Genomic DNA, 22,151 nt, shown 5'->3' on the forward strand with positions numbered 1-22,151 from the left:
CTGGCCGCCGCCTACGGCCTGGCCCGCCTGCGCCGCGCCCGTACGGCCGCCCCCGCCCCGGCCCCCGCCGCGCAGCCCATCCCGGCCCTCGCCGGTGCCGACGCCTGACGCCGGTCAGGACTCCGGGCGCAGCAGCGCCTCCTGGGCCACCGAGACCAGGAGCGTTCCGTCCATGGTGTGGAGCGTGCCCCGCGCGAGGCCGCGGGCGCCGTGGTTGGTGACCGGGTCGACCGAGTACAGCAGCCACTGGTCCACCCGCGGCGGGCGGTGGAACCACATCGCGTGGTCCAGGGTGACGGCCGTGGCGAGCCGCCGCGGCGAGCCGGGCGCGCGGGCGCTGCTCACCACCGCCATGTCCGACAGGTAGGCGATCAGGCACGCGTGCAGCGCCGGGTCGTCGCCGACCGGGGCGGACGCCCGGATCCAGAACGGGTGCGGCATCGGGAACTCGCCGTCGGCGGGCGGGTCCACCACCCGGATGTCGAAGCCGACCGGGTGCTTGAAGAACGACGGCAGCACCGGCTCGGGCAGCCCCTCCGGCGCGGGCACGCCCCGCGGCCCGGGGAACTGCCAGTCGAAGCCGTCCTCCGGGGCGTGGAACGAGGCGATCAGCTCCAGGATCGGCTTGCCGCCCTGGCTCGCGGTGACGTGCCGGGTCGAGAACGAGCGGCCGTCGCGGGTGCGGGCCACGTCGAAGCGCAGCGGCTCGTCCGGCGTCCCCGGGCGGATGAAGTAGGCGTGCAGGGAGTGCGGCGGGCGGCCGTCCGCGGTCAGGCACGCGGCGCGCAGGCTCTGCCCGGCGACCTGCCCGCCGAACAGCCGCGGCCGCCCCACCGACGGCGAGGTGGCGAGGAAGGCGTCCCCGCCGAGCGGGGCCAGCTCGAACATCCGCGTGATGCCGTCGCTCATCGTGCTCCTCGTGGGGGGACCGGCGCCGTGGCGCGACCCTACTCGGCGGCGGGGCGCCCGCCGGCATCCGGGGCCGGTCCCTGCGCGGCGGGGGACGACCCTGATACGGTCACGCGCGGTCGACCTATGATCGCCGTGGGGACGGCGCCCAGGGGGATCGGCGCCCGCCCCGCGAGGAGATGAGAGAGGCAATGGCAGATATCACCGAGTCGCCCGAGTGGTCCGCGCTGGCCGAGCACCACGCCGCGCTCGCCGGGCGGCACCTGCGCGACCTGTTCGCGGACGATCCGGGGCGCGTCGACCGCATGACGGTGGCCGCGGGGGACCTCCACCTGGACTACTCCAAGCACCGCGCCACGAGCGAGACGGTGGGGCTGCTCGTCGCGCTCGCCGAGCGGGCCGGGCTGCGCGCCCGGATCGAGGCGATGTTCACCGGGGAGCACATCAACGTCAGCGAGGACCGCGCCGTCCTGCACACCGCGCTGCGGCTCCCGCCCGGCGAGGCCCTCACCGTGGACGGCCAGGACGTCGCCGGCGACGTGCACGCCGTCCTGGACAAGATGGCCGACTTCGCCGGGCGCGTCCGCTCCGGCGAGTGGACCGGGTTCACCGGCAAGCGGATCACGACCGTCGTCAACATCGGCATCGGCGGCTCCGACCTCGGCCCCGCCATGGCCTACGAGGCGCTGCACGACTTCGCCGACGCGGGCATCTCCTGCCGGTTCGTCTCCAACATCGACCCCGCCGACATCGTCGGGAAGCTCGCGGGCCTCGACCCCGAGCAGACCCTCTTCGTCATCAGCTCCAAGACGTTCGGGACGCTGGAGACCCTCACCAACGCCAAGGTCGCGCGGCGGTGGCTCGTCGACCGGCTCGGCGACGCCGGGGCGGTGTCCCGGCACTTCGTCGCCGTGTCCACCAACGCCGAGCGGGTCGCCGAGTTCGGCATCGACACCGCCAACATGTTCGGCTTCTGGGACTGGGTCGGCGGCCGGTACTCCTTCGACGGCGCCATCGGCCTGTCCCTGATGATCGCGATCGGCGGCGAGGCGTTCCGCGAGATGCTCGCCGGGTTCCGCGAGATCGACGAGCACTTCCGCGCCGCGCCGTTCGAGGCGAACATGCCGGTGCTGATGGGCCTGCTCGGCGTCTGGTACACCGACTTCTTCGGCGCGCAGACCCGCGCCGTGCTGCCCTACAGCCAGCGGCTGGCCCGCTTCCCCGCCTACCTCCAGCAGCTCACGATGGAGTCCAACGGCAAGTCGGTGCGGGCCGACGGCGCGCCCGTCGTCGCGCAGACCGGCGAGATCTTCTGGGGCGAGCCCGGCACCAACGGCCAGCACGCCTTCTACCAGCTGCTGCACCAGGGCACCCGGCTCGTCCCCGCCGACTTCATCGGCTTCGCCGAGCCCTTCGAGGACCCCGCCGTCGACGGGCCCGCGGGCATGCACGACCTGCTGACCGCGAACATGCTGGCGCAGACGTCGGCGCTCGCGTTCGGCAAGACCGCCGAGGAGATCGCCGCCGAGGGGACGCCCGCCGCGGTCGTCCCGCACAAGGTCATGCCGGGCAACCGGCCGACCAGCACGATCCTGGCGCCCAAGCTCACCCCGAAGACCCTCGGGTCCCTCGTCGCGCTCTACGAGCACATCGTGTTCGTCGAGGGGACGATCTGGGGCATCGACTCCTTCGACCAGTGGGGCGTCGAGCTCGGCAAGGTCATGGCGATGGACCTCGCGCCCGCGCTCACCTCGGACGAGCCGCCCGTGCGGGCGCCCGACCCGTCCACGGCCGCGCTGGTGCGCCGGTACCGGGAGCTGCGCGGCCGCCGCGTCTGACCCGCGCCGCGAACGCCGAAGGGGCCCGCCGGACATGCCGGCGGGCCCCGTTCCGTTCAGCCGCTGGTCAGGCGCGGGCGCCCGGCAGCGGCCCCTCGGCCCAGCCCTGGGACTTCATGATCGCGCGGAACTCCTCGTAGGAGATGAACCCGTCGAGGTTGCCGTCCGCCCGCTCGAACCTGTCCTGCGTCTCGGCGCGCGTCCAGGCGAGGCCCAGCTCGTCCAGGACGAGCGTGAACTCCATCAGGTCGAGCTTCTGGTCGCCGCCGAGGTCCGCGCGAGTGAACAGCGCAAGAAGGTCGTCCTCGGTCGGTCGTGTCGTCATCTCGCTCCTCGTTCTGTCCGATGGTAGCCACGCATCATGTCATAGGGAGCGAGCCGGGCCATATGCGAAACGCCGCAGGAAGTGCCCAGGTTTACGGGTGTTCATCCCCCGTCAGCTCGGGGACGCGGTGCCGGTAGCGCGCGAGCAGCGCGGCGTTCACCTCGTCGCCGCCGGGGACGTTCGCGCTCGTCCAGCGGGGCAGCTCCGCGCCGCGCGCCGCCGCGAGGTCGTCCAGCGCGGCCAGCACCCGCGCCCACGCGTACGCGGCGAGGATCGTGGAGGCCGCCGCGGTGCGCGGCGCCGCCGCCGGATGCAGCACGTCACCGGGCGGGACGCAGGTGTCCAGCACGATGTCGGCGTGGTCGGCCAGCGCCGTCGCCGTCCGCGCCGCCGCGCCCCGCGCGGCCCGCGCCGAGGTCACCGCGACGACCGGCACGCCCCGCGCCCGGCACTCCGCCGCCACCTCGACGGGGTAGGGGTTGCGGCCGCTGGTGGAGAACACCACCGCCACGTCCGGCGGGGCGGGCGCCGCCGCCGCGGCCACGGCGCGCCCCACTCCGGCCTCCCGCTCGACGCGGGTGCTGCGCAGCGCGTCGTCGAGCGGGAGCACACCGGGGTCCCAGACCGGGCGGACGGCGGCGAGGCCGCCCGCCCGGTAGAACGTCTCGAACACCATGGCGAGGGAGTGCCCCGCCCCGGCGACGTGCACGATCCCGTCGGCCTCGACCGACTCCAGGAGCAGCGCCGCCGCGGCGTCGATCGCCTTGCCCGACGTCTCGTCGAGGTCGTCCAGCAGGGTCCGCACCCGGTCGGGGAGCTGCGTCCGGGTGGCTTCAGGCATCGGGCACGGCCTCCTTCAGGATGCGGGCCAGGTCCTCCTGGCCGGACGCGGCGCGGAGCCGGTCGGCCAGGCCGCCCGACAGCGCGCGCGCCAGCCCGGCGAGGACGCCGACGTGCGCGTCGGGGTCGGGCGTGCAGAAGGCGAGCAGCAGGTCGACCGGGTCGTTGTCAGGATGGCCGAACTCGACCGGCGACGCCAGCCGGGTCGCGCCGACGCCGACCGCCAGCCCGCCCTCCTCGGGGCGGGCGTGGACGAGCGCCAGGCCCTTGGTCAGCACGATGTAGGGGCCGTTCTCCTCCACGACGCGGACGCACGCGTCCGGGTAGCCCTCGCCCGCCGCGCCCGCGTCGACCAGCGCGGAGGCCGCCTTGCGGACGGCCTCCCGCCAGTCGGCCGCCTCGACGCCGTCCGTGGCCGCGATCACCACGGGCTGTTGCCGGGGGGCCTGGGGGGTCGCCCCCTCAGAATGAGACGTCATGAGAGCCATCCCTGCTCGGTGAGGCGCTCCCTGAGCTGCGCTTCGAGTCCCTCCTTGTCGAGGAAGTCGCTGACGGTGATCACGACGGGCGCGAGGTCGGCGATCTCGCTCGTGTGCATGCCCTGGCCGATCACCACGTCGGGCGACATCCCGCGCGCCGTGGACACGTCGGTGTTCTCCACCCGCGCCTCGACGCCGAGCGACCGCAGCGCGTCCTCGGCGGTCATCTTGAGCATCAGGCTGGAGCCCATGCCGACGCCGCAGACCGCGAGGATCTCCAGTTGCCGGTCCAGTGCCATCTCGGTCCTTCTCTCTCGATCGGCTCTCTACTCGGTTCGGTCAGGCCCGCGCCGGGGCCGTGTCCTCGGGCGCGGCGTCCCCGTCCGCGGCGCCGGCCCGCCGCTTCTCGGCCCGGCCGAGCAGCAGCAGGGACGCGACCATCGCGGCGAGCGCGACGGCGGGCACCGCCCAGACCGCGTTCCCGCCGGCGACCGGTTCCACGGCCTTCAGCAGCCACGCGATCGCGTACCAGTCGGGGTCGGCGAGGGTGGCGAGCTCCGGCGCGGTCTTCTCGTACAGGCCCCAGGTGACGGCCTGCCCGACCGCGAGGACGAGCCCGGAGATCACACCGCCCAGCACCGCGCCGCGCCAGCCCGCCACCACGTTGCCGAACAGCGCGGCGGCGCCGCCCACGAAGAACAGCATGATCATGGGCGGGGCGAGGGTGAACCAGCCGGCGCCGGCGAACACGCCGAGGCAGACCAGGAACACGACGGTGGACGAGACGAACCCGACCATGACGGCGGTCGGCGCGACGGGGAACACGGTCGGCGCGTCCAGCGCGGGACGGGTGCCGGGGATGACCCGGTCGCTGAACCCCTTGAACGCCGGGACGATCTCGCCGAGGAACATCCGCACGCCGAACAGCAGGATCGCGATGCCGCCCGCGAACCGGAGGCCGACCAGGACCGCCCACACCCACGGGGACAGCTTCTCGTCCATCTCGGCGGCGGCCTTGGCCACCACGCCGTCGTCGGCGAGCGCGACGCCCACCAGCATGATCACCGTGATGATCAGCGCGGTGCTGACGTTGACGTCCTTGAAGAACGACAGCTGGCGGGGCAGCTTCAGCTTCTCGGTGTCGTGCTTCTCGCGGCTGCCGAGCGGCCGCGCGGCGTACCCGGTGATCAGGCACGCGAGCGAGCTGGTGTGCGCGAACCCGAACCGGTCGTCGGGCATGACGCGGCGCATCAGCGGCCGCATCCACAGCGGCTGCAGCGTCCAGTAGGCGGCGACGAACCCGGCGCCGCACAGCACCAGCGTGAGCTGGTCGGCGTCCGGCGCGATCGTCACCAGCGACGCCACCGTCACCGTGCTGATCCAGAACATCAGGTGCCCGGTCAGGTACAGGTAGCGGGCCGCCGGGAACAGCCGGACGACCAGCACGTGCACGAGGAACGCGACCGTGATGACCAGCGCGACCGTGCCGCCCTGCTTGGTGAGGAAGTCGGCGAGGGTGTTGTCGGCCTTCGGCGGCGTGGTGTCCATCGCGCTGGCGAGGACGGTCTGGAAGCTCGTCAGGCCGCCGGTGAACACCTCCACGCCGATGAACAGGATGACGACGCCGATGGTGGCGCGCAGCGCGCCCGCGAAGACGTCCTCGAAGCGCTTGCGCTGGAGGATCAGCCCGATCAGCGTGATGAGACCGATGAGGATGGGCACCTGGCCGAACACGTTGTCGGCCAGGAAGGTGAGGATGTCCTTGATGACGTCCATGGTGAAGTCGCCTCACTTCCCGGGGGGTGGTGGTGCGCTGTCGCCCCCGTCAGCGCGCTGGACGATCGTCCGGTTGGTCAGTGGTTCGGTGGTCGCAGGTCCAGTTCCAGGCGGTAGCGGTCGCCGCGGTACAGGGACCGCACGTACTCCAGGGGCCGCCCGTCGGCGTCCCGGGTGATCCGCTCGAACAGGAACGCCGGCATGTGCACCGGCACTCCGAGCTCGGCGGCCTCCTCGGCGGTGGTGACGGTCGGCTCGATCGTCTCGGTGCCCGAGGCGATCACGATGCCGGCGCCGCGCAGCAGGTCGTAGAACGACCGCCCCTCCAGGTCGTGCCTGCGCAGCCCGGGCATGAGCGACCGCGGCATGTAGAGGGTCTCGATCGCCATGGGCGCCTCGTCGGCCAGCCGGAGCCGGCGAATGGTAAATACCTCTTCCTCGGGGGAGAGGGCGAGCCGCCTGCCGATCCGCGCCCCCGCCGTCTCGGTGCGGAACGACAGGACCCGCCCGCCCGGCTTCATCCCGCGCCTGATCATGTCCTCGGTGAAGGAGGTCATGGTCAGCGACACCGCGATCCGGGGTTCGGCCACGTAGGTGCCGCTCCCGTGCCGCCGGTCGAGGAGGCCCTCGGCGACCAGGCCGTCGATGGCCTGCCGCAGCGTCGGCCGCGAGACGCCGAGGTCCGCGGCGAGCCGGCGCTCGGACGGGAGGGCGTCCCCCACGTCCAGGCCGTCCAGCATCGCCAGCAGTTCCCGGCGCACCGCCTGCCGTTTCGTGCTCCCGGAGCGGGATTCACCGGCGGATGGCACGCCGTTCACCTCCTCTTGACGTTGTTCCTGTCGTTGCACACCGTATGTCCGATTGTGGTGACTGGTCAATACCACTTTGGCGATGTTTGCCCTGGTCGCCGCCGGGCGGCCCGTGCGACGGTCGTCGCCATGAGGAAACTCGCACGCGGCGCCCTGGCGATGGCGCTGCCCCTGGTCCTGCCCGCGGCCCTCTGCACGGCGCCGGCGCACGCCGCCGGCGGCCCCGGCGCCGGCCCGCCCGCCGCCCGCGACGGGTGGCGGCTGGTCGCCGCCGAACCGTTCAACCGGCACCTGGACAGCGCGAAGGCGCCGTGGCGGCCGGACGGCGACGGCCCGTCCAGCCCCTACAACGTCGACATGTACGACAACGACGGCGCCTACTTCGACACCGTCGGAGGCCCCGCCTTCCGGCAGCAGCTCGCGAAGATGAAGACCTACCGGCAGTCGTTCACCTTCGGCCAGCGCGGCTGGCTCACCGCCGAGCTCGCCGCGCGGGACGCCGACGGCGACGGGCGCCCGGACCGGCCGCCGACGCTCACGTCCGGCAAGGGCGTCGCCCGTATCGACGAGCCGGCGCACCAGGCGGGCGTCGTCATCCGCTCCACCCGCGACCTGCCCGCCGAGTACCGCGTCGAGATGACGCTGCGCGGCCTGGACTTCGGCGGGCAGCGCAACGGCCTGTGGGACTACCCGGACGGGCGGATCAACGGCTACTCGCCCGAGGGCTGCAAGACCAACTTCCCGTGGGCGTCGGGCGGCGACTTCTCCCGGCCGGAGTGCGAGTGGGCCGACGTCCGCACCGACTCCAACGGCTTCTACTACATGTCGATCATGGACTACCGGCAGGTGGCCCCGCACAACAACGTCTTCGTCCACGGCCACCGGAAGGTCGCCATGGACAGCTACAACCGCTACAAGTACACCGGAAAGGGGCTGCTGTACTGCAACCCCGCCACCGGCGAGTACGAGCCCTACTCCGCCGGGACGGGCAACGGCGTCAACGCGATCTTCATGACCGACGACCGCCGGTACGCGGCGATGCCCGGCACCGAGTACCTGATGGACAGCGAGTGCGGGCACCGCAAGGCCGGCGCGATCGTCTCCACCGTCGACCTCCGGCCCGAGCTGCTGCCGCAGGAGCCCTACACGTTCGCGATCGAGCGCCGCGACGGCGCCTACACGATGGAGATGTCGGGGGTCTTCGCGCACGTCGGCCGCGCCACCTACCGGTACACCCGCGCGTTCGTCCAGGACGGCGAGCCGATCTGGCACTACAACCAGCGGCCGGAGGAGTACGACGGCCGGTTCGACGCCGACTGGACCTGGACGGGACCGGGCGGCACGCTCGTCGACCGGGGCACCTGGCCCGCCGGGTCCGCCTACCCCGACCGGTTCATGATCGGCGACCCGCACATGAACTTCTACGAGGGGAAGGCGCAGGTGGACGACATCCGGTTGTACGTTCCGGAGTAGCAGTCGATGTCGGAGGCGGGGGCTAGGGTCCGGGGGACCAAGCCCACGCCTCGCCACGGGGGGCCTCGTGACTCAGCAGACCGCGGTGACTCAGCAGACCGCGCCGGGCCGGGCGCCCGAGCCGTCCCTCGCCGACCCCTGCGCGGAGCGGGAGCCGGCGGGGGAGCGGCTGCGCGCCGGCGGGGGCGGCCCGGGCCTGGACGTGTTCCTGTCCGGCCAGGTCTTCATGGACATGATCTTCACCGGGCTGCCGGGGCTGCCGCCGCCCGGCACCGAGATCGTCACCGACGGTCTCGGCTCGGCGCCCGGCGGGGTCGCCAACATCGCGGTCGCGATGAGCCGGCTCGGCCTGCGGGTCGGGCTGGCGGCGCCGTTCGGCGACGACATGTTCGGCGCCTACCTGTGGCGGACCCTCGCCGAGCAGGAGGGCGTCGACCTCGGGCTGTCGCGCCGCGTGCGGGGCTGGTCGACGCCCGTCACCGTGTCGATGGCCTACGACTCCGACCGCAGCATGGTGACGTTCGCCAAGCCCGTCCCCGCCCCGCTGGACGACCTCGGCGGCCCGCCGCCGGACGCGCGGGCCTGCTTCGTCGACGTCGACCGCCCGGTGCCACCGTGGGCGGCCGGGATGCGCGCCCGGGGCGCGCTGGTCTTCGGCGACCTCGGCTGGGACCAGACCGGCGCCTGGCCCGCCGAGGTCCTCGACCGCCTCGCCCACGTCGACGTGTTCCTGCCGAACGCGGCCGAGGCGATGGCCTACACCCGCACCGCCACCCCGGCGGACGCGGCCGCCGCGCTCGCCGAGCGGGTCCCGGTGGTCGTGGTCAAGCGCGGCGGCGACGGCGCCATCGCGATCGACTCGGCGTCGGGGGAGCGGGCCGAGGTCGGCGCGCTGCCCGTGGAGGCCCTCGACCCGACCGGCGCCGGCGACGTGTTCGCCGCCGGGTTCGTGTTCGCCACCCTCGCCGGGCTGCCGCTCGCCGAGCGGCTGCGGTTCGCCAACCTGTGCGCCGGGCTGTCGGTGCGGCACCGCAGCGGCTCGCTCGGCTCGCCGTGCTGGGGCGAGATCGCCGCGTTCGGCGAGTCGGGGGAGGTGCCGGAGTCGGTGCTGGCCGAGTACGCGTTCGTCGTCCCGTTCATCCCGGACGCGGCCGACGACTCGCCCGTCCGCGCCGAGCCCACCCTCCGCAAGGAGCACTGACCGCCCCGCACGGCGGGCCGGCATGCCCGGCCGGCACGCCCGGCCGGTCAGGCGGGGACGGCGCCGGCGCGGTACTCCTGCGGGCTGACGCCGTGCTCGCGCTTGAACGCGGTGCTCAGCGCGAACGCGGTGCCGTAGCCGACCTGGCGCGCGATGGAGTCCAGCGTCGCGTCGCTCTCCCGCAGCAGGTCGGCGGCCTGCGCCAGCCGGATCCCCGTCAGGTACGCCATCGGCGGCTCGCCGATCAGCTTCGCGAACCGCTGCGCGAGCGCGGCCCGGGACACGCCGACCCGGGCGGCGAGGTCGGCGACCGTCCACGGGTGCGACAGGTCGTCGTGCAGCAGCCGCAGCGCGGGGCCGGCGACGGGGTCGCCGTGGGCGCGGTACCAGCCGGGGGCCTGCGCGTCCGGCCGGGAGAACCAGGCCCGCAGCGTCGCGATCAGCAGCAGGTCGAGGAGCCGGTCGAGGACGATCTCCTGCCCGGGCTCGTCCCGGCCGATCTCCTCGCCCAGCACGTCGACGAGCGGCGACTTCCAGGTGTCGCCGCGCACCACCGCGATCGGCGGCAGCGCGGACAGCAGCCGCCCGGTGACGGCGCCGCGCATCTGGTAGGTGCCGATCAGCATCACCGACGTCCCGGCCGGGTCGTTGCCCCAGGCGCGGACGCCGAGGTCCATCGCCTCCGACAGGCTCGTGCCGTCGGGCGTGGTGCAGCGCTGCCCGGGGTGGATGACGATCTGCGGCTCGGTGGCCGGGTCGTCGCTGACCGTGTAGTGGTCGGGGCCCCGGAAGACGACCATGTCGCCGGGGCCGACGCGCTGCGGCTCGCCCTCGTCGGGGATCAGCCACGCGTCGTCCCTGACCATGGACAGCAGCGTCAGCGGCGCCTCGTCCTGGATGCGGACCGACCAGGGCGGGTCGAGGGTGGCCCGCAGCATGAACGCGCCGCGGGCGCGCGGGCCGTCGAGCAGGTCGGTGAGCGCGTCCATGGCGGCCAGCCTAGACGCTCGCGTATGCGGGCGAGCTTCTCGACGATGGTGGCCGAAGGTGCCCGCCGGTTGACTTGAGGGCATGACGAACACGGAGATCGAAAACGGCCTGACCCTCGTCCTCGGCGGCACCGGCAAGACCGGCCGGCGGGTGGTGGAGCGGCTGGAGGCCCTGGACGTCCCGGTCCGGATGGGCTCGCGGGCGGCCTCGCCCGCCTTCGACTGGGCCGACGAGGCGACCTGGGCGCCCGTGCTGCGGGACGTCGAGAAGGTGTACCTGTCCTACTACCCGGACCTGGCGGCCCCCGGCGCGCCGGAGGCCATCGCCGCGTTCACGGCGCAGGCGGTGGCGGCGGGCGTGCGGCGGGTGGTCCTGCTGTCCGGCCGGGGCGAGCCCGAGGCGGCCGAGTGCGAGGGGATCGTCCGGGCGTCGGGCCTGGAGTGGACGGTAGTGCGGGCGAGCTGGTTCGCGCAGAACTTCAGCGAGGACTACCTCCTCGACCCCGTCCGCGCCGGCGAGGTCGTCCTCCCGGCGGGCGAGGTGCCGGAGCCGTTCGTGGACGCCGGCGACATCGCGGACGTGGCCGTCGCGGCGCTCACCCGGGACGGCCACGCGGGCGAGGTCTACGAGGTGACCGGCCCCCGCGCGCTCACCTTCGCCGAGGCCGTCGCGGAGATCGGCCGCGCGGCCGGACGGGAGATCGCCTTCGTCCCGGTGAGCGCGGACGACTACGCGGCGGCCCTCAAGGAGCACGGCCTGCCCGACGACGTCATCGGCTTCCTGACGTACCTGTTCACCACCGTCCTGGACGGCCGCAACGCCCGTCCCGCGGACGGCGTCCGGCGGGCGCTCGGCCGCGCCCCCCGCGACTTCGCCGACTACGCGCGGGAGACCGCGGACAGCGGCATCTGGACCCTCTGACCCGAAGGTGGCACGACGATGAAATCGGCACTCGCGGGCGTCTCGGTGACGCTCTCCCTCATCATGGCGGCCGGCATGGCCGGGACGTTCTTCGGCTTCTCGACCGGCGTGATGCCCGGCCTGAACGCGGCGCGGCCGGGCTCGGCGATCGACGCGATGCAGGGCATCAACCAGAAGATCCAGAACCCGGTGTTCGTGGCGATGTTCCTGCTGGTCCCGGTGCTGGCCGCCGCGGCGGGCGTGCTGCTGCTCACGCTGGACCAGAAGTCGGCGGCGATCCTGTTCTTCGTCGCGGCGGGCGTCTACTTCGTGGGCGCGCTCGTCCCGAGCTTCGCCGTGAACATCCCGATGAACAACGACCTGGACGCCGCGGCGATCCCGAAGGACATGGCCGAGGCGGCGAAGCTCTGGTCGGACTACTCCGGCCGCTGGACCGCCTGGAACACCGTCCGCGCCGTGTTCAGCTGGGCGAGCGTGCTCGCGATGAGCCTGGGCGTCTACTACTGGGGCAAGAACAACTGACCCCTTAGGCAGCTGAACGCGGAAGCGGCCCGCGCCCCTGCGGAAGGGGACGCGGGCCGCTTCGCCGTTTCACCTGCCGTTCCGCGCGCACCATTCGGCCCATGTGAGGGCGCCGTTCTGGAGCTGCTTGCGGTAGAAGGACGTCCACGAGGTCTCCGACGGCGCCGGCGCGCCGGGGGCCTTCTTGTAGAGGGGGTAGTCGCGCTCGACCTCGGCCTTGAGCCAGGGCTCCAGGTCGTCCCACGAGTCCAGGGTCCAGCTCCGCGCGTGGAAGAGGAGCCGGGCGCGGGTGTCCTTCTCCGGGACGCACATCGACGGGACGAACGGGCTGGACCGCGTCCAGCTGTTCGCCACCTCCATCGCCCCCTTCGGGACGCCGTGCGCCCGCCGCGCCGCCTCCCGCTTCCCGATGTAGAAGTCGAACATCTCCCAGGCGGTGTAGACGCCGCCGGGAAGGCCGAAGTCGTCACCGGTCAGGGCCTCGATGTCGGTGCGCGGCGGGATGTCGGACACCTGGGCGAGGTTGCGCCCGACGTCCTTGAGCGGACCGAGCCGGAACTGCGGCGTGATGGGGAACGGCCCGAAGTCGACGTCGTCGTTGTTGACCGGCACCAGCGGATACGTCCTCCCGTCGAGCGGGTTGCGCCATTCCCTCAGCACCTTCGCCGGGTCCTGCGGATCGGTGTAGAAGACGACCTCGCGGCTCAGCTGGTACAGCTTGTTGGTGCCGGGCTCGCGGTAGAGGCGCCGGATGTTGTAGCCCTCGAACCCGAACAGCCGCGTCCCGTGCCGCAGGCGCGGCGCCAGGGCGTCGCCCGGCACGTCGGCGTACACGTAGCCGGAGATGCGGTACAGCATGTCCTTGCCGTCCGGCCGCCCGAGGACCTGCAGTTGGAGGCGGGTGTCGCGGTCCTCGACCTGCGCGTACAGCGGCCCGGGGGCGGACGGTCCGGAGACGGGGCGGGCGGCCGCCGCCCCCGGCACGGACCACAGCAGGGCGGCGGCGGCCGCGCCGGTGAGCAGGGCCGTGAGCGGTCGTCGCATGCGGACTCCTCGGTGGCTCGTGAGACGGAGATCACGCCATGCAAGCACCCCGCGGCCCCGGCGTCACGCCCCCACCGGCGGGGGCGGGCCCCGGTGCGGCGTCCGCCCGGGGCTTACGATCTCTGGATGGGCGGCGTCTACGCGATCAGCGACCTGCATGTGGGATTCCCCGAGAACCGCGCGTTCGTCGACGGGCTGCGGCCCGGGTCCGCGGACGACTGGCTGATCGTCGCCGGCGACGTCGCCGAGCGGTTCGCCGACGTCGAGTGGACGCTCCGCACGCTGCGCGAGCGGTACGCCGCCGTGCTCTGGGTCCCCGGCAACCACGAGCTGTGGACGGTCAAGGACGACCCGGTGCAGCTGCGCGGGGAGGACCGCTACCGGCGCATCGTCGACATGTGCCGCGGCCTCGGCGTGCTCACCCCTGAGGACCCGTACCCGGTCTGGGACGGCGAGGGCGGGCCCGTGACGATCGCACCGCTGTTCCTCCTCTACGACTACACGTTCCGGCCGGACGGTGCGTCCACCAAGGAGGAGGCGCTCGAGATCGCCCACGAGGCGGGCGTCGTGTGCACCGACGAGGTCTACCTGCACCCCGACCCGCACCCGACGCGGGACGCCTGGTGCGACGCGCGGATCGCCTACACCGAGCAGCGCCTCGCGGCCTTGGAACCGGGGACGCGGACCGTGCTCGTCAACCACTGGCCGCTGGTCCGGGAGCCCACCCGCGTCCTCTGGTATCCGGAGTTCGCGCAGTGGTGCGGCACCGAGCGCACCGCCGACTGGCACACCAGGTTCGGCGCGGTGGCCGTGGTGTACGGGCACCTGCACATTCCCCGGACGATCTGGACCGGCGGAATCCCGCACATCGAGGTGTCGGTCGGCTACCCGCGCGAATGGCGCAAATGGAGCGGCGCTCCGCGCGGGCCGCGCCGGATCCTGCCCGTCCCGGAGACGAGCTGACCGGCGAAGCGGCTACGTCCGGCCGGGCACCATGCCGGCGGCGGCGAGCGACAGCAGCCGCCCGGCGGCCTCCGGCTCCCGCTCGGTGACCGCCGCGATGGCGCCGGTCAGCCACAGGACGTCGGCGAACACCGCCTCCGGCGGCGTCTCCCCGGCCCGCTGCGCGCGGGCGAACAGCGCCTCGGCCGCCTCGCACATCGCCCGCCGCGAGGGCGCCGGCTCCGAGCGCTCGTCCCGCGGCGTGCTCTCGTCCCGCTGGGCGATCTCGTCCCGCTGTGCGATCTCGTTCCGCAACGTCACCTCGTCCCGCAGCGACGCGACGGCCGGGGCGGCCAGCCCCTGGTACGCCGCCACCTGCGCGGCGAAGGCGCGCAGCCAGGTCAGCAGCGCCTCGCCGGGCGCGGGGTCGGCCAGGAGCTCGCGGGCCCTCGCGGCCAGTTCCGCGTAGCCGTCGGCGAGCAGCGCCTCCAGCAGGTGCTGGCGGGTGGGGAAGTGGCGGTAGAGCGTCCCGATGCCGACGCCGGCCTGCCGGGCGACGGCCTCCAGGGACGCCCCGGCCCCGTCGCGCTCGAAGATCTCGCGGGCCGCGGCGAGCAGCCGCGCCCGGTTGCGGCGCACGTCGGCGCGCATCGCGCGCGCGGGGGCCTTCGGCGTGTCGTCGCTGGTCACGTGAGTGGTCGGTCCTTTCCCGGCGGGGACGGGCCTGCGGCGATTCGGGGGGATCCGCGGCTTTGGAACGGTCCCTTGATACTAGCCGCGCCGCGCACCCCGGGCCCCGCCGGGATGCGCGGGCCCGCCGCGGAACGGTCCGCGCCGGGCCCGCGCCGACCTGCGCTTACATCAGGACGGGCCGGGCGACAGGGGCAGCTGCACCCGCCCGCCGGCGGCCCGGAACTCCGCCGCCTTCTCGCGCATTCCCGCTTCGAGCGCGGCCTCGCCGTCCAGCCCGCGCTCGTCGGCGTACCGCCGGACGTCCCGGGTGATCTTCATCGAGCAGAAGTGCGGGCCGCACATCGAGCAGAAGTGCGCGGTCTTCGCCGGCGCCGCCGGCAGCGTCGCGTCGTGGAACGCGCGGGCGGTGTCCGGGTCGAGCGAGAGGTTGAACTGGTCCTCCCAGCGGAAGTCGAACCGCGCGTCCGACAGCGCGTCGTCCCACGCCTGCGCGCCCGGATGCCCTTTGGCCAGGTCGGCGGCGTGCGCCGCGATCTTGTAGGCGATGACGCCGGCCTTGACGTCCTCGCGGTCCGGCAGCCCGAGGTGCTCCTTCGGGGTGACGTAGCAGAGCATCGCCGTGCCGTGCCAGCCGATCATCGCGGCGCCGATCGCCGAGGTGATGTGGTCGTAGCCGGGCGCGATGTCGGTGGTCAGCGGCCCGAGCGTGTAGAACGGCGCGCCGTCGCACCACTCCTGCTGCCGGTCCACGTTCTCCTTGATCTTGTGCATCGGGACGTGGCCCGGCCCCTCGTTCATCACCTGGTTGCCGTACTCGGCCGCGATCCTCGTCAGCTCGCCCTGCGTGCGCAGCTCGGCGAACTGCGCCTCGTCGTTGGCGTCGGCGATGGAGCCGGGGCGCAGCCCGTCCCCGAGCGACCAGGTGACGTCGTAGGCGGCGAAGATCTCGCACAGCTCCCGGAAGCGGGTGTAGAGGAAGTTCTCCTCGTGGTGCGCCAGGCACCACGCCGCCATGATCGAGCCGCCCCGGGACACGATCCCGGTCTTGCGGCGCGCCGTCAGCGGCACGTACCGCAGCAGCACCCCGGCGTGGACGGTCATGTAGTCGACGCCCTGCTCGGCCTGCTCGACCACCGTGTCCCGGAAGACCTCCCAGGTCAGCTCCGCCGGGTCGCCGCCGACCTTCTCGACCGCCTGGTACAGCGGGACGGTTCCGACCGGGACCGGCGAGTTCCGCAGGATCCACTCCCGCGTGGTGTGGATGTCCCGCCCGGTCGACAGGTCCATGACCGTGTCGGCGCCCCACCGGGTCGCCCACGTCATCTTCTCGACCTCGTCCTCGATCGACGACGCCACCGCCGAGTTGCCGATGTTGGCGTTCACCTTCACCAGGAAGTTCCGGCCGATGACCATCGGCTCGGCCTCCGGGTGGTTGACGTTCGCGGGCAGCACAGCCCGCCCGGCCGCCAGCTCGTCCCGGACGAACTCCGGCCGCACCCCCTCCCGCAGGGCGGCGAACTCCATCTCCGGCGTGATCTCGCCGCGCGCCGCGTACGCGCGCTGCGTCACCGCTCCGCCGGTCGCGCGCCGCGGCCGCCGCGGCAGGACGTCCTCCCGGACGGGCGCCGCCTTCCGCCCGTCGTCCTCCGGCCGCACCGCCCGCCCCTCGTACGGGGCGGTGTCGCCGCGCTCGGCGATCCACGGCTCCCGCAGCGCGGGCAGCCCCCGGCGGACGTCCGTCCGCTGCTCCGGATCGGTGTACGGCCCTGACGTGTCGTACAGGACGACGACGTCGCCGTTGGTGAGCGGCACCTCCCGCATCGGGACCCGCACGTCCGGGCGCGAGCCCTGCAGGTAGGTCTTGCGGGCGGCTGGAACCACACGTTGTGTCATGACGACTCGATCTCTCCCTACGCCGGCATTACCCGGTCAGGTTCATGCGGTCAGCGGCCGTCTCAGCCGCTATCTCAGCCCGGTTCGCCGGACCCCCGCGATCTGTCGCCCCCGACGCTAACCCGGACGGCCCCCGTTGCCGCAACCGGCCGGGCCGGGGTAGAACGCGCCCGCGCGACGACTGAGAGGATCGGGGCATGATCGACTCTCACCAGGAGTTCGCGCTCACCCCGGTCGGCCGCGTCTCGTCCACGCTGACGGACCGGGCGTCGGCCCCCAAGCAGGGCGCCGAGGGCGCGCCCGAGGCGTGGCTGGTCTTCGAGCCGGCCGTGCTCCCGGCGCTGGACGGCCTCAGCCCGGGCGACCGGGTCTTCGTGCTGACCTGGCTGCACCTGTCGCCCCGCGACGTCCTGCGCGTGCACCCGCGCGACGACCCGTCCACCCCGATGCGCGGCGTGTTCGCCACCCGGTCCCCGGACCGCCCCAACCCGATCGGGCTCCACCCCGTGGAGATCCTGGAGGTGGAGGGCGGCCGCGTGCGCGTCCGCGACCTGGAGGCCCTGGACGGCACCCCGATCCTGGACGTCAAGCCGATCCTCGCCCGGGAAGCGGGCGCATAGCCCCGCCCCGCCAGGGGCGGTGTGCGCTGATCGCGGAGGTCGGGGAAGATGGACGGGTGGTGACGCTGCCCCGGTTGAACGCGACGGTCTCGGACGCCGTGCTCGCGGCGGTGCTCGCGGGGGTCGCGGCCGCCGCCGCGGTGGCCTGGCCCGGCGTCCGGGAACTGGACGCGGTCGGCGCGCTGCTGCTGGTCGCGGCGCACGCGCCGCTCGCGGTGATCAGGCGGTGGCCGGCGCCGGGGCTGGTGGCCCTGGTCGTGCTCGTGCTGCCCTACCACCTGGCCCAGTACCAGCACCACGCGCTCGTGCCCGCCGAGGTGATCGCGCTGTTCGCCTACGCGGTCCTCGGGCGCCGGGTGCGGGTCGTCCTCAGCGTCGTGGCGTTCCTGCTGGCCGTGTGCGTGATCGGGATGGCGATGCGGGCGGGCGGCAGCTCGGTCCGCGAGCAGGTCGCGGTCATCGAGGCCGTGGTGTCGGTGGTGATCGCCGTCCAGGTGTGGCGGGTGCACCGCGCGCGGCTCGCGACCATCACCGAGCGGGCCGAGCGGGCCGAGCGCACCCGCGAGGAGGAGGCGCGGCGGCGGGTCGCCGAGGAGCGGCTGCGGATCGCCCGCGATCTGCACGACCTCCTCGCGCACAGCATCACGCTGATCGGCGTGCAGGCGGGCGCGGCGGCCCACCTCGTGCGCGGCGACCGGCCGCTCGACCGGGCGGAGCTGGCCGACGCGCTCGGTTCGATCGCGGCCACCTGCCGCGACGCCCGCACCGAGCTGCGCGGCACCCTGCAGGTCCTGCGCGGCACCGACGTCGGCTCGTCCGGGGCGCTGCCCGGACCGGACGGCATCGCCGACCTCGTGCGGGCCGCGCGCGCCAGCGGGATCGACGTGGAGCTGTCGGACGGCGGCCTCGCGGCCGGGCTGCCGCCGGAGGTCGGCGTCGCCGCGTACCGGATCGTCCAGGAGGCCCTGACCAACATTGTCAAGCACGCCGCCGCGAAGCGCGCCACGGTGACCCTGGAGCGGGATGCCGGCGGCCTCCTCGTCCGGGTCGCCGACGACGGCCGCGGGCCCTCCGGGGCCGCGCCGGACGGCTTCGGCATCCTCGGGATGATCGAGCGGGCGCGCAGCGTCGGCGGCACGCTCGACGCGGGTCCGGGGGAGCGCGGCGGGTTCGTGGTCACGGCGGTCCTTCCGCTGGCCGACGCGGTCAGCCCGCGGTGACCGGCGCCGGGCCGGGCGGGCGCCGCGGCGGGGGCTTCGCCCCGCTCGACCCGTCCGCCGGGAACCTCCCGACTCGGCTGGCCGGTGCCGGAACGGTGCCGCCGGCGGGCACCCTCGGTTCAGGGGCCGGACGCCATCGGGGGCTTTCAACCCCTTACCGGTAGGGTCAGGATCAAGGGGACCAGGGGAGGCGAACGCGTCGGTGAGCACAGTGCGAGAGGCCCCGCAGGACCGGATATTCACGGTGCCCAACGTCCTCAGCATGGCGCGGCTGGTGGGCGTCCCGCTGTTCCTGTGGCTCGTCCTCGCCGAGGCGGACTGGTGGGCGCTCGGCGTGCTGGTGTTCGCCGGCCTGTCCGACTGGCTGGACGGCAAGCTGGCGCGGGCGCTGAACCAGACGAGCAAGCTCGGGATGGTGCTCGACCCCGCCGCCGACCGGCTCTACATCCTCGCCACGCTCGTCGGGCTGACCATCCGCGACATCATCCCGCTCTGGCTGGTGGTCGTGCTGGTCGCGCGGGAGTTCGCGATCCTGCCGATCGCGCCGATCATCCGGCGGCTCGGGTACGGCGGCACGCTGCCCGTCCATTTCATCGGCAAGGCGGGCACCATGTGCCTGCTGTACGCGTTCCCGCTGCTGCTTCTGGGCGACCACGACGGCGGCGCGGGGACGGCGGCGAAGGTCGCCGGATGGTCCTTCGCCATCTGGGGGACGGGCCTGTACTGGTGGGCCGCCGTCCTCTACTGGGCGCAGACGCGGCAACTGGTGCTGGCCGGCCGCGCCGCGCCCCCGTCCCCGGGTGCGGAACCGGGGCCGGGCCCCGGGCCGGACGGGGCCGGGCCGGGGGCGAAACCGGCGGCCGGCGACCAGAAGGGAGCTGAGACCCCCCGATGAAGGCCGTCGTGATGGCGGGAGGCGAGGGGACGCGGCTGCGTCCGATGACCGCCAACCAGCCCAAGCCGCTGCTTCCGCTCGTCAACCGGCCGATCATGGAGCACGTGCTCCGGCTGCTGAAGCGGCACGGGTTCACCGAGACCGTCGTCACCGTGCAGTTCCTGGCGGCGCTGATCCGCAACTACTTCGGCGACGGCGAGGAGCTCGGCATGTCGCTGAGCTACGCGACGGAGGAGATCCCGCTCGGCACCGCCGGCAGCGTCAAGAACGCCGAGGAGGCGCTGCGCGACGACCGGTTCCTCGTCATCTCCGGGGACGCGCTCACCGACATCGACCTCACCGACATGGTGCGGTTCCACAAGGAGAACGACGCGCTCGTCACGATCGGCCTGAAGCGGGTCCCCAACCCCCTCGAATTCGGCATCATCATCGTCGACGACGAGGGCCGCGTCCAGCGGTTCCTGGAGAAGCCCACCTGGGGCCAGGTGTTCTCCGACACCGTCAACACCGGCATCTACGTGATGGAGCCGGAGGTCCTCGAACACGTCGCCGAGGGGGAGTCCGTCGACTGGTCCGGCGACGTGTTCCCCAAGCTCCTCGCCGAGGGCGCCCGGCTGTTCGGGTACGTGGCCGACTGCTACTGGGAGGACGTCGGCACCCACGAGAGCTACCTCAAGGCCCAGGCCGACATGCTCTCGGGCCAGGTCGGGATCGAGCTGGACGGCTTCGAGATGTCCCCGGGCGTCTGGGTCGCCGAGGGCGCCGAGGTGGACGCCGAGGCCGTCCTCAAGGGCCCGCTCTACATCGGCGACTACGCCAAGGTCGAGGCCGGCGTCGAGCTGCGCGAGTACACCGTGCTCGGCAGCAACGTCGTGGTGAAGGAGGGCGCGTTCCTGCACCGGGCCGTCGTCCACGACAACGTGTTCGTCGCGCCGTCCACGAACCTGCGCGGCTGCGTCGTCGGCAAGAACACCGACATCATGGCCGGCGCCCGCGTCGAGGAGGGCGCGGTCATCGGGGACGAATGCGTCATCGAGGCCGAGGCGTACGTCTCCAGCGGCGTGAAGGTCTACCCCTTCAAGACCATCGAGGCCGGCGCCGTCGTCAACACCAGCGTGATCTGGGAGTCGCGCGGCCAGCGCAACCTGTTCGGGCCGCGCGGCGTGTCCGGGCTCGTCAACGTGGAGATCACGCCCGAGCTGGCGGTGCGGCTCGCCAGCGCCTACGCGACCACCCTCAAGAAGGGCACCACGGTCGTCACCGGACGCGACGTCTCCCGCGCCGCCCGCACCCTCAAGCGCGCCGTCAACAGCGCGCTGACCGCCAGCGCCATCAACGTCAACGACCTGGAGGCGACACCGCTGACCGTCGCCCGGTTCGAGACCGGCCGCGAGGACGCCGTCGGCGGCATCTACATCCGCACCACCCTCGGCGACCCGCAGGGCGTCGACATCCTGTTCCTCGACGCGGGCGGCGCCGACCTGTCCCAGGCGGCGCAGCGCAAGCTGGAGCGCGTCTTCGGCCGCCAGGAGTACCGCCGGGCGTTCCCCGGCGAGATCGCCGAGCTCACCTACCCGCCGCGCGTCGTGGAGACCTACACCCGCGACCTGCTGCGCCGCGTCGACATCCGCGGCGTCCGCGAGGCCGGGCTGAAGATCGTCCTGGACTGCGCGGGCGGCGTCGCCTCGCTCGTGCTGCCGAACCTGCTCGGCAAGGTCGGCGTGGAGGTCCTCACCCGCAACGCCGGGCTGGACGAGGCGAACCCGACCGAGACGCTCGCCGAGCGGATGCGCGACCTGGAGCGGCTCGGCGAGCTGGTGTCGTCGTCGCGAGCCGCGTTCGGCGTCCGGTTCGACCCGGTGGGGGAGCGGATCTCCCTGGTGGACGAGAACGGCGAGTTGGTCGGCGACGACCGGGCCCTGCTGGTGATGCTCGACCTGGTCGCGGCCGAGCGGCGCGGCGGCAAGGTGGCGCTGCCGGTGACGACGACGCGGGTCGCCGAGCAGGTCTGCCGGTTCCACGGCGTGCAGGTCGAGTGGACGTCCACGTCCCAGGACGTCCTCACCAAGGCCGCCGCGCAGCCCAGCGTGATCTTCGCGGGCGACGGCCGGGGCGGGTTCCTGATGCCCGAGTTCAGCGGCACCGTCGACGGGATCGCGGCGTTCGTCCGCCTCGTCGGGCTCGTCGCCCGGACGCGGCTGACGCTCTCCCAGATCGACCGCCGCATCCCCGACGCGCATCTGCTGCGCCGCTCCGTCCCGACCCCGTGGGCGGCCAAGGGCAGCGTGATGCGCCACGTCGTGGAGGCCGCCGGCGACCGCACCATCGACACGACCGACGGCGTCCGCGTGGTCGAGGACGACGGCCGCTGGGTCCTCGTCCTGCCCGACCCGGCGGAGGCGGTCACCCACCTGTGGGCCGAGGGGCCCGACGCCGACGCCGCCCAGGCGCTCCTGGAGGAGTGGGCCGCGGTCGTCGAACGCGCGGGCTCCTGACGGCGCGTCCCTAGGGCGGCGTCAGTCCACAGGCATGTCGTCGGGGCTCCCGGCGGCGATCTCGGCCAGCGCGTCCAGCGCGCGCGCCAGGGCGTCCAGGGGCGGCGACGCGAGGCCGACGCGGACCGCGCGGGGCGCCGCGCCCGTCCCCACGACGAAGGCCGCGGCCGGGGTGACGGCGATCCCGCGCCGCGCGGCCGCCGCCACGAACGTCTCCGCCCGCCACCGCGCCGGCAGGTCCCACCAGCGGAAGTAGGCGGGCGGCC

General features: G+C 73.6%; 21 protein-coding genes, 1 pseudogene and 1 riboswitch. Of the genes and pseudogenes, 10 read left to right on the forward strand and 12 right to left on the reverse strand.

Annotated features, from left to right (window positions below; genetic code table 11):
* Positions 1–114: 114 nt before the first annotated feature.
* On the reverse strand, positions 115–909 hold the full coding sequence (locus AB0K34_RS39335; protein WP_138636880.1) for an acyl-CoA thioesterase domain-containing protein: 795 nt from the start codon (positions 907–909) through the stop codon (positions 115–117).
* 191 nt (positions 910–1,100) lie between these two features.
* On the opposite strand from AB0K34_RS39335, the gene pgi reads away from it, so the two are divergent.
* Positions 1,101–2,747, forward strand: coding sequence for a glucose-6-phosphate isomerase (gene pgi / locus AB0K34_RS39340; RefSeq protein ID WP_138636879.1), 1,647 nt, complete (start codon positions 1,101–1,103; stop codon positions 2,745–2,747).
* A 67-nt stretch (positions 2,748–2,814) separates the two neighbouring features.
* Here pgi and AB0K34_RS39345 read toward each other — a convergent pair whose 3' ends face one another.
* From AB0K34_RS39345 to AB0K34_RS39370, 6 genes are all read right to left on the reverse strand, one after another.
* Positions 2,815–3,072, reverse strand: a complete 258-nt coding sequence (locus AB0K34_RS39345) for an EF-hand domain-containing protein (protein ID WP_138636878.1) — start codon at positions 3,070–3,072, stop codon at positions 2,815–2,817.
* A gap of 91 nt (positions 3,073–3,163) precedes the next feature.
* Positions 3,164–3,913 carry a sugar isomerase domain-containing protein gene (locus tag AB0K34_RS39350; RefSeq protein ID WP_138636877.1) on the reverse strand — a complete coding sequence of 250 codons (750 nt, stop codon included), beginning with the start codon at positions 3,911–3,913 and terminating at the stop codon, positions 3,164–3,166.
* On the reverse strand, positions 3,906–4,391 hold the full coding sequence (locus tag AB0K34_RS39355) for a PTS sugar transporter subunit IIA (RefSeq protein ID WP_364553835.1): 486 nt from the start codon (positions 4,389–4,391) through the stop codon (positions 3,906–3,908). Before AB0K34_RS39355 ends, AB0K34_RS39350 begins: the two co-directional genes overlap by 8 nt.
* Positions 4,388–4,690: a PTS sugar transporter subunit IIB gene (locus AB0K34_RS39360; protein WP_138636875.1), complete on the reverse strand. Its 303-nt coding sequence runs from the start codon at positions 4,688–4,690 to the stop codon at positions 4,388–4,390. The genes AB0K34_RS39355 and AB0K34_RS39360 overlap by 4 nt, the downstream gene beginning before the upstream one ends.
* A gap of 40 nt (positions 4,691–4,730) precedes the next feature.
* Positions 4,731–6,167: a PTS ascorbate transporter subunit IIC gene (locus AB0K34_RS39365; protein ID WP_138636874.1), complete on the reverse strand. Its 1,437-nt coding sequence runs from the start codon at positions 6,165–6,167 to the stop codon at positions 4,731–4,733.
* A 77-nt stretch (positions 6,168–6,244) separates the two neighbouring features.
* Positions 6,245–6,976, reverse strand: a complete 732-nt coding sequence (locus AB0K34_RS39370) for a GntR family transcriptional regulator (RefSeq protein ID WP_240807653.1) — start codon at positions 6,974–6,976, stop codon at positions 6,245–6,247.
* Between the two features lie 129 nt (positions 6,977–7,105).
* On the opposite strand from AB0K34_RS39370, the gene AB0K34_RS39375 reads away from it, so the two are divergent.
* Together AB0K34_RS39375 and AB0K34_RS39380 are read left to right on the forward strand one after the other, a co-directional pair.
* Positions 7,106–8,449: a hypothetical protein gene (locus tag AB0K34_RS39375; RefSeq protein WP_138636873.1), complete on the forward strand. Its 1,344-nt coding sequence runs from the start codon at positions 7,106–7,108 to the stop codon at positions 8,447–8,449.
* Positions 8,450–8,516: 67 nt separating this feature from the next.
* Entirely contained in the window at positions 8,517–9,650 is a 1,134-nt protein-coding gene (locus AB0K34_RS39380) for a carbohydrate kinase family protein (protein WP_240807652.1), read from the forward strand.
* 47 nt (positions 9,651–9,697) lie between these two features.
* Here the strand turns inward: AB0K34_RS39380 and AB0K34_RS39385 are convergent, their stop codons facing one another.
* On the reverse strand, positions 9,698–10,639 hold the full coding sequence (locus tag AB0K34_RS39385) for an AraC family transcriptional regulator (RefSeq protein WP_138636872.1): 942 nt from the start codon (positions 10,637–10,639) through the stop codon (positions 9,698–9,700).
* Positions 10,640–10,721: 82 nt separating this feature from the next.
* On the opposite strand from AB0K34_RS39385, the gene AB0K34_RS39390 reads away from it, so the two are divergent.
* On the forward strand, positions 10,722–11,561 hold the full coding sequence (locus tag AB0K34_RS39390) for an NAD(P)H-binding protein (protein WP_138636871.1): 840 nt from the start codon (positions 10,722–10,724) through the stop codon (positions 11,559–11,561).
* An 18-nt stretch (positions 11,562–11,579) separates the two neighbouring features.
* On the forward strand, positions 11,580–12,083 hold the full coding sequence (locus tag AB0K34_RS39395; protein ID WP_138636870.1) for an anthrone oxygenase family protein: 504 nt from the start codon (positions 11,580–11,582) through the stop codon (positions 12,081–12,083).
* A 69-nt stretch (positions 12,084–12,152) separates the two neighbouring features.
* On the opposite strand, the gene AB0K34_RS39400 is transcribed toward AB0K34_RS39395, so the two are convergent.
* Positions 12,153–13,127, reverse strand: coding sequence for a DUF1838 family protein (locus tag AB0K34_RS39400; protein WP_138636869.1), 975 nt, complete (start codon positions 13,125–13,127; stop codon positions 12,153–12,155).
* Between the two features lie 126 nt (positions 13,128–13,253).
* Between AB0K34_RS39400 and AB0K34_RS39405 the strand changes: the two genes are divergently transcribed.
* Positions 13,254–14,090, forward strand: coding sequence for a metallophosphoesterase (locus AB0K34_RS39405; RefSeq protein WP_138636868.1), 837 nt, complete (start codon positions 13,254–13,256; stop codon positions 14,088–14,090).
* 12 nt (positions 14,091–14,102) lie between these two features.
* Here the strand turns inward: AB0K34_RS39405 and AB0K34_RS39410 are convergent, their stop codons facing one another.
* Together AB0K34_RS39410 and thiC are read right to left on the reverse strand one after the other, a co-directional pair.
* Positions 14,103–14,759, reverse strand: coding sequence for a TetR/AcrR family transcriptional regulator (locus AB0K34_RS39410; RefSeq protein WP_240807651.1), 657 nt, complete (start codon positions 14,757–14,759; stop codon positions 14,103–14,105).
* A 171-nt stretch (positions 14,760–14,930) separates the two neighbouring features.
* On the reverse strand, positions 14,931–16,655 hold the full coding sequence (gene thiC / locus AB0K34_RS39415) for a phosphomethylpyrimidine synthase ThiC (RefSeq protein WP_301176093.1): 1,725 nt from the start codon (positions 16,653–16,655) through the stop codon (positions 14,931–14,933).
* Positions 16,651–16,764, reverse strand: a riboswitch (TPP riboswitch). Its footprint overlaps the gene before it by 5 nt.
* Positions 16,765–16,852: 88 nt before the next feature.
* Between thiC and tsaA the strand changes: the two genes are divergently transcribed.
* From tsaA to AB0K34_RS39435, 4 genes are all read left to right on the forward strand, one after another.
* Complete coding sequence (tsaA, locus tag AB0K34_RS39420) at positions 16,853–17,275, forward strand: tRNA (N6-threonylcarbamoyladenosine(37)-N6)-methyltransferase TrmO (RefSeq protein ID WP_138636866.1); 423 nt, start codon at positions 16,853–16,855, stop codon at positions 17,273–17,275.
* Positions 17,276–17,331: 56 nt separating this feature from the next.
* A complete protein-coding gene (locus AB0K34_RS39425) occupies positions 17,332–18,495 on the forward strand; it encodes a sensor histidine kinase (RefSeq protein ID WP_205719262.1) in 1,164 nt (387 codons plus the stop codon).
* Between the two features lie 202 nt (positions 18,496–18,697).
* The gene (locus AB0K34_RS39430; protein ID WP_274704610.1) at positions 18,698–19,390 is read left to right on the forward strand and encodes a CDP-alcohol phosphatidyltransferase family protein; all 693 of its coding nucleotides are present in this window, start codon (positions 18,698–18,700) and stop codon (positions 19,388–19,390) included.
* The gene (locus tag AB0K34_RS39435; RefSeq protein ID WP_138636865.1) at positions 19,387–21,885 is read left to right on the forward strand and encodes a mannose-1-phosphate guanyltransferase; all 2,499 of its coding nucleotides are present in this window, start codon (positions 19,387–19,389) and stop codon (positions 21,883–21,885) included. The genes AB0K34_RS39430 and AB0K34_RS39435 overlap by 4 nt, the downstream gene beginning before the upstream one ends.
* Before the next feature lie 21 nt (positions 21,886–21,906).
* Here the strand turns inward: AB0K34_RS39435 and AB0K34_RS39440 are convergent.
* Positions 21,907–22,151: pseudogene (locus AB0K34_RS39440) on the reverse strand (PLP-dependent aminotransferase family protein); the annotation flags it as partial.

The sequence above is a fragment of the Actinomadura sp. NPDC049382 genome (genome assembly GCF_040677125.1).
Lineage (GTDB): Bacteria > Actinomycetota > Actinomycetes > Streptosporangiales > Streptosporangiaceae > Spirillospora > Spirillospora geliboluensis.

Excerpts from the sequence above, each read along its gene's own strand:
- AB0K34_RS39335 (WP_138636880.1), bottom strand. The coding sequence starts at position 909 with ATGAGCGACGGCATCACGCGGATGTTCGAGCTGGCCCCGCTCGGCGGG.
- pgi (WP_138636879.1), top strand. The coding sequence starts at position 1,101 with ATGGCAGATATCACCGAGTCGCCCGAGTGGTCCGCGCTGGCCGAGCAC.
- AB0K34_RS39345 (WP_138636878.1), bottom strand. The coding sequence starts at position 3,072 with ATGACGACACGACCGACCGAGGACGACCTTCTTGCGCTGTTCACTCGC.
- AB0K34_RS39350 (WP_138636877.1), bottom strand. The coding sequence starts at position 3,913 with ATGCCTGAAGCCACCCGGACGCAGCTCCCCGACCGGGTGCGGACCCTG.
- AB0K34_RS39355 (WP_364553835.1), bottom strand. The coding sequence starts at position 4,391 with ATGACGTCTCATTCTGAGGGGGCGACCCCCCAGGCCCCCCGGCAACAG.
- AB0K34_RS39360 (WP_138636875.1), bottom strand. The coding sequence starts at position 4,690 with ATGGCACTGGACCGGCAACTGGAGATCCTCGCGGTCTGCGGCGTCGGC.
- AB0K34_RS39365 (WP_138636874.1), bottom strand. The coding sequence starts at position 6,167 with ATGGACGTCATCAAGGACATCCTCACCTTCCTGGCCGACAACGTGTTC.
- AB0K34_RS39375 (WP_138636873.1), top strand. The coding sequence starts at position 7,106 with ATGAGGAAACTCGCACGCGGCGCCCTGGCGATGGCGCTGCCCCTGGTC.
- AB0K34_RS39385 (WP_138636872.1), bottom strand. The coding sequence starts at position 10,639 with ATGGACGCGCTCACCGACCTGCTCGACGGCCCGCGCGCCCGCGGCGCG.
- AB0K34_RS39390 (WP_138636871.1), top strand. The coding sequence starts at position 10,722 with ATGACGAACACGGAGATCGAAAACGGCCTGACCCTCGTCCTCGGCGGC.
- AB0K34_RS39395 (WP_138636870.1), top strand. The coding sequence starts at position 11,580 with ATGAAATCGGCACTCGCGGGCGTCTCGGTGACGCTCTCCCTCATCATG.
- AB0K34_RS39400 (WP_138636869.1), bottom strand. The coding sequence starts at position 13,127 with ATGCGACGACCGCTCACGGCCCTGCTCACCGGCGCGGCCGCCGCCGCC.
- AB0K34_RS39405 (WP_138636868.1), top strand. The coding sequence starts at position 13,254 with ATGGGCGGCGTCTACGCGATCAGCGACCTGCATGTGGGATTCCCCGAG.
- thiC (WP_301176093.1), bottom strand. The coding sequence starts at position 16,655 with ATGACACAACGTGTGGTTCCAGCCGCCCGCAAGACCTACCTGCAGGGC.
- tsaA (WP_138636866.1), top strand. The coding sequence starts at position 16,853 with ATGATCGACTCTCACCAGGAGTTCGCGCTCACCCCGGTCGGCCGCGTC.
- AB0K34_RS39435 (WP_138636865.1), top strand. The coding sequence starts at position 19,387 with ATGAAGGCCGTCGTGATGGCGGGAGGCGAGGGGACGCGGCTGCGTCCG.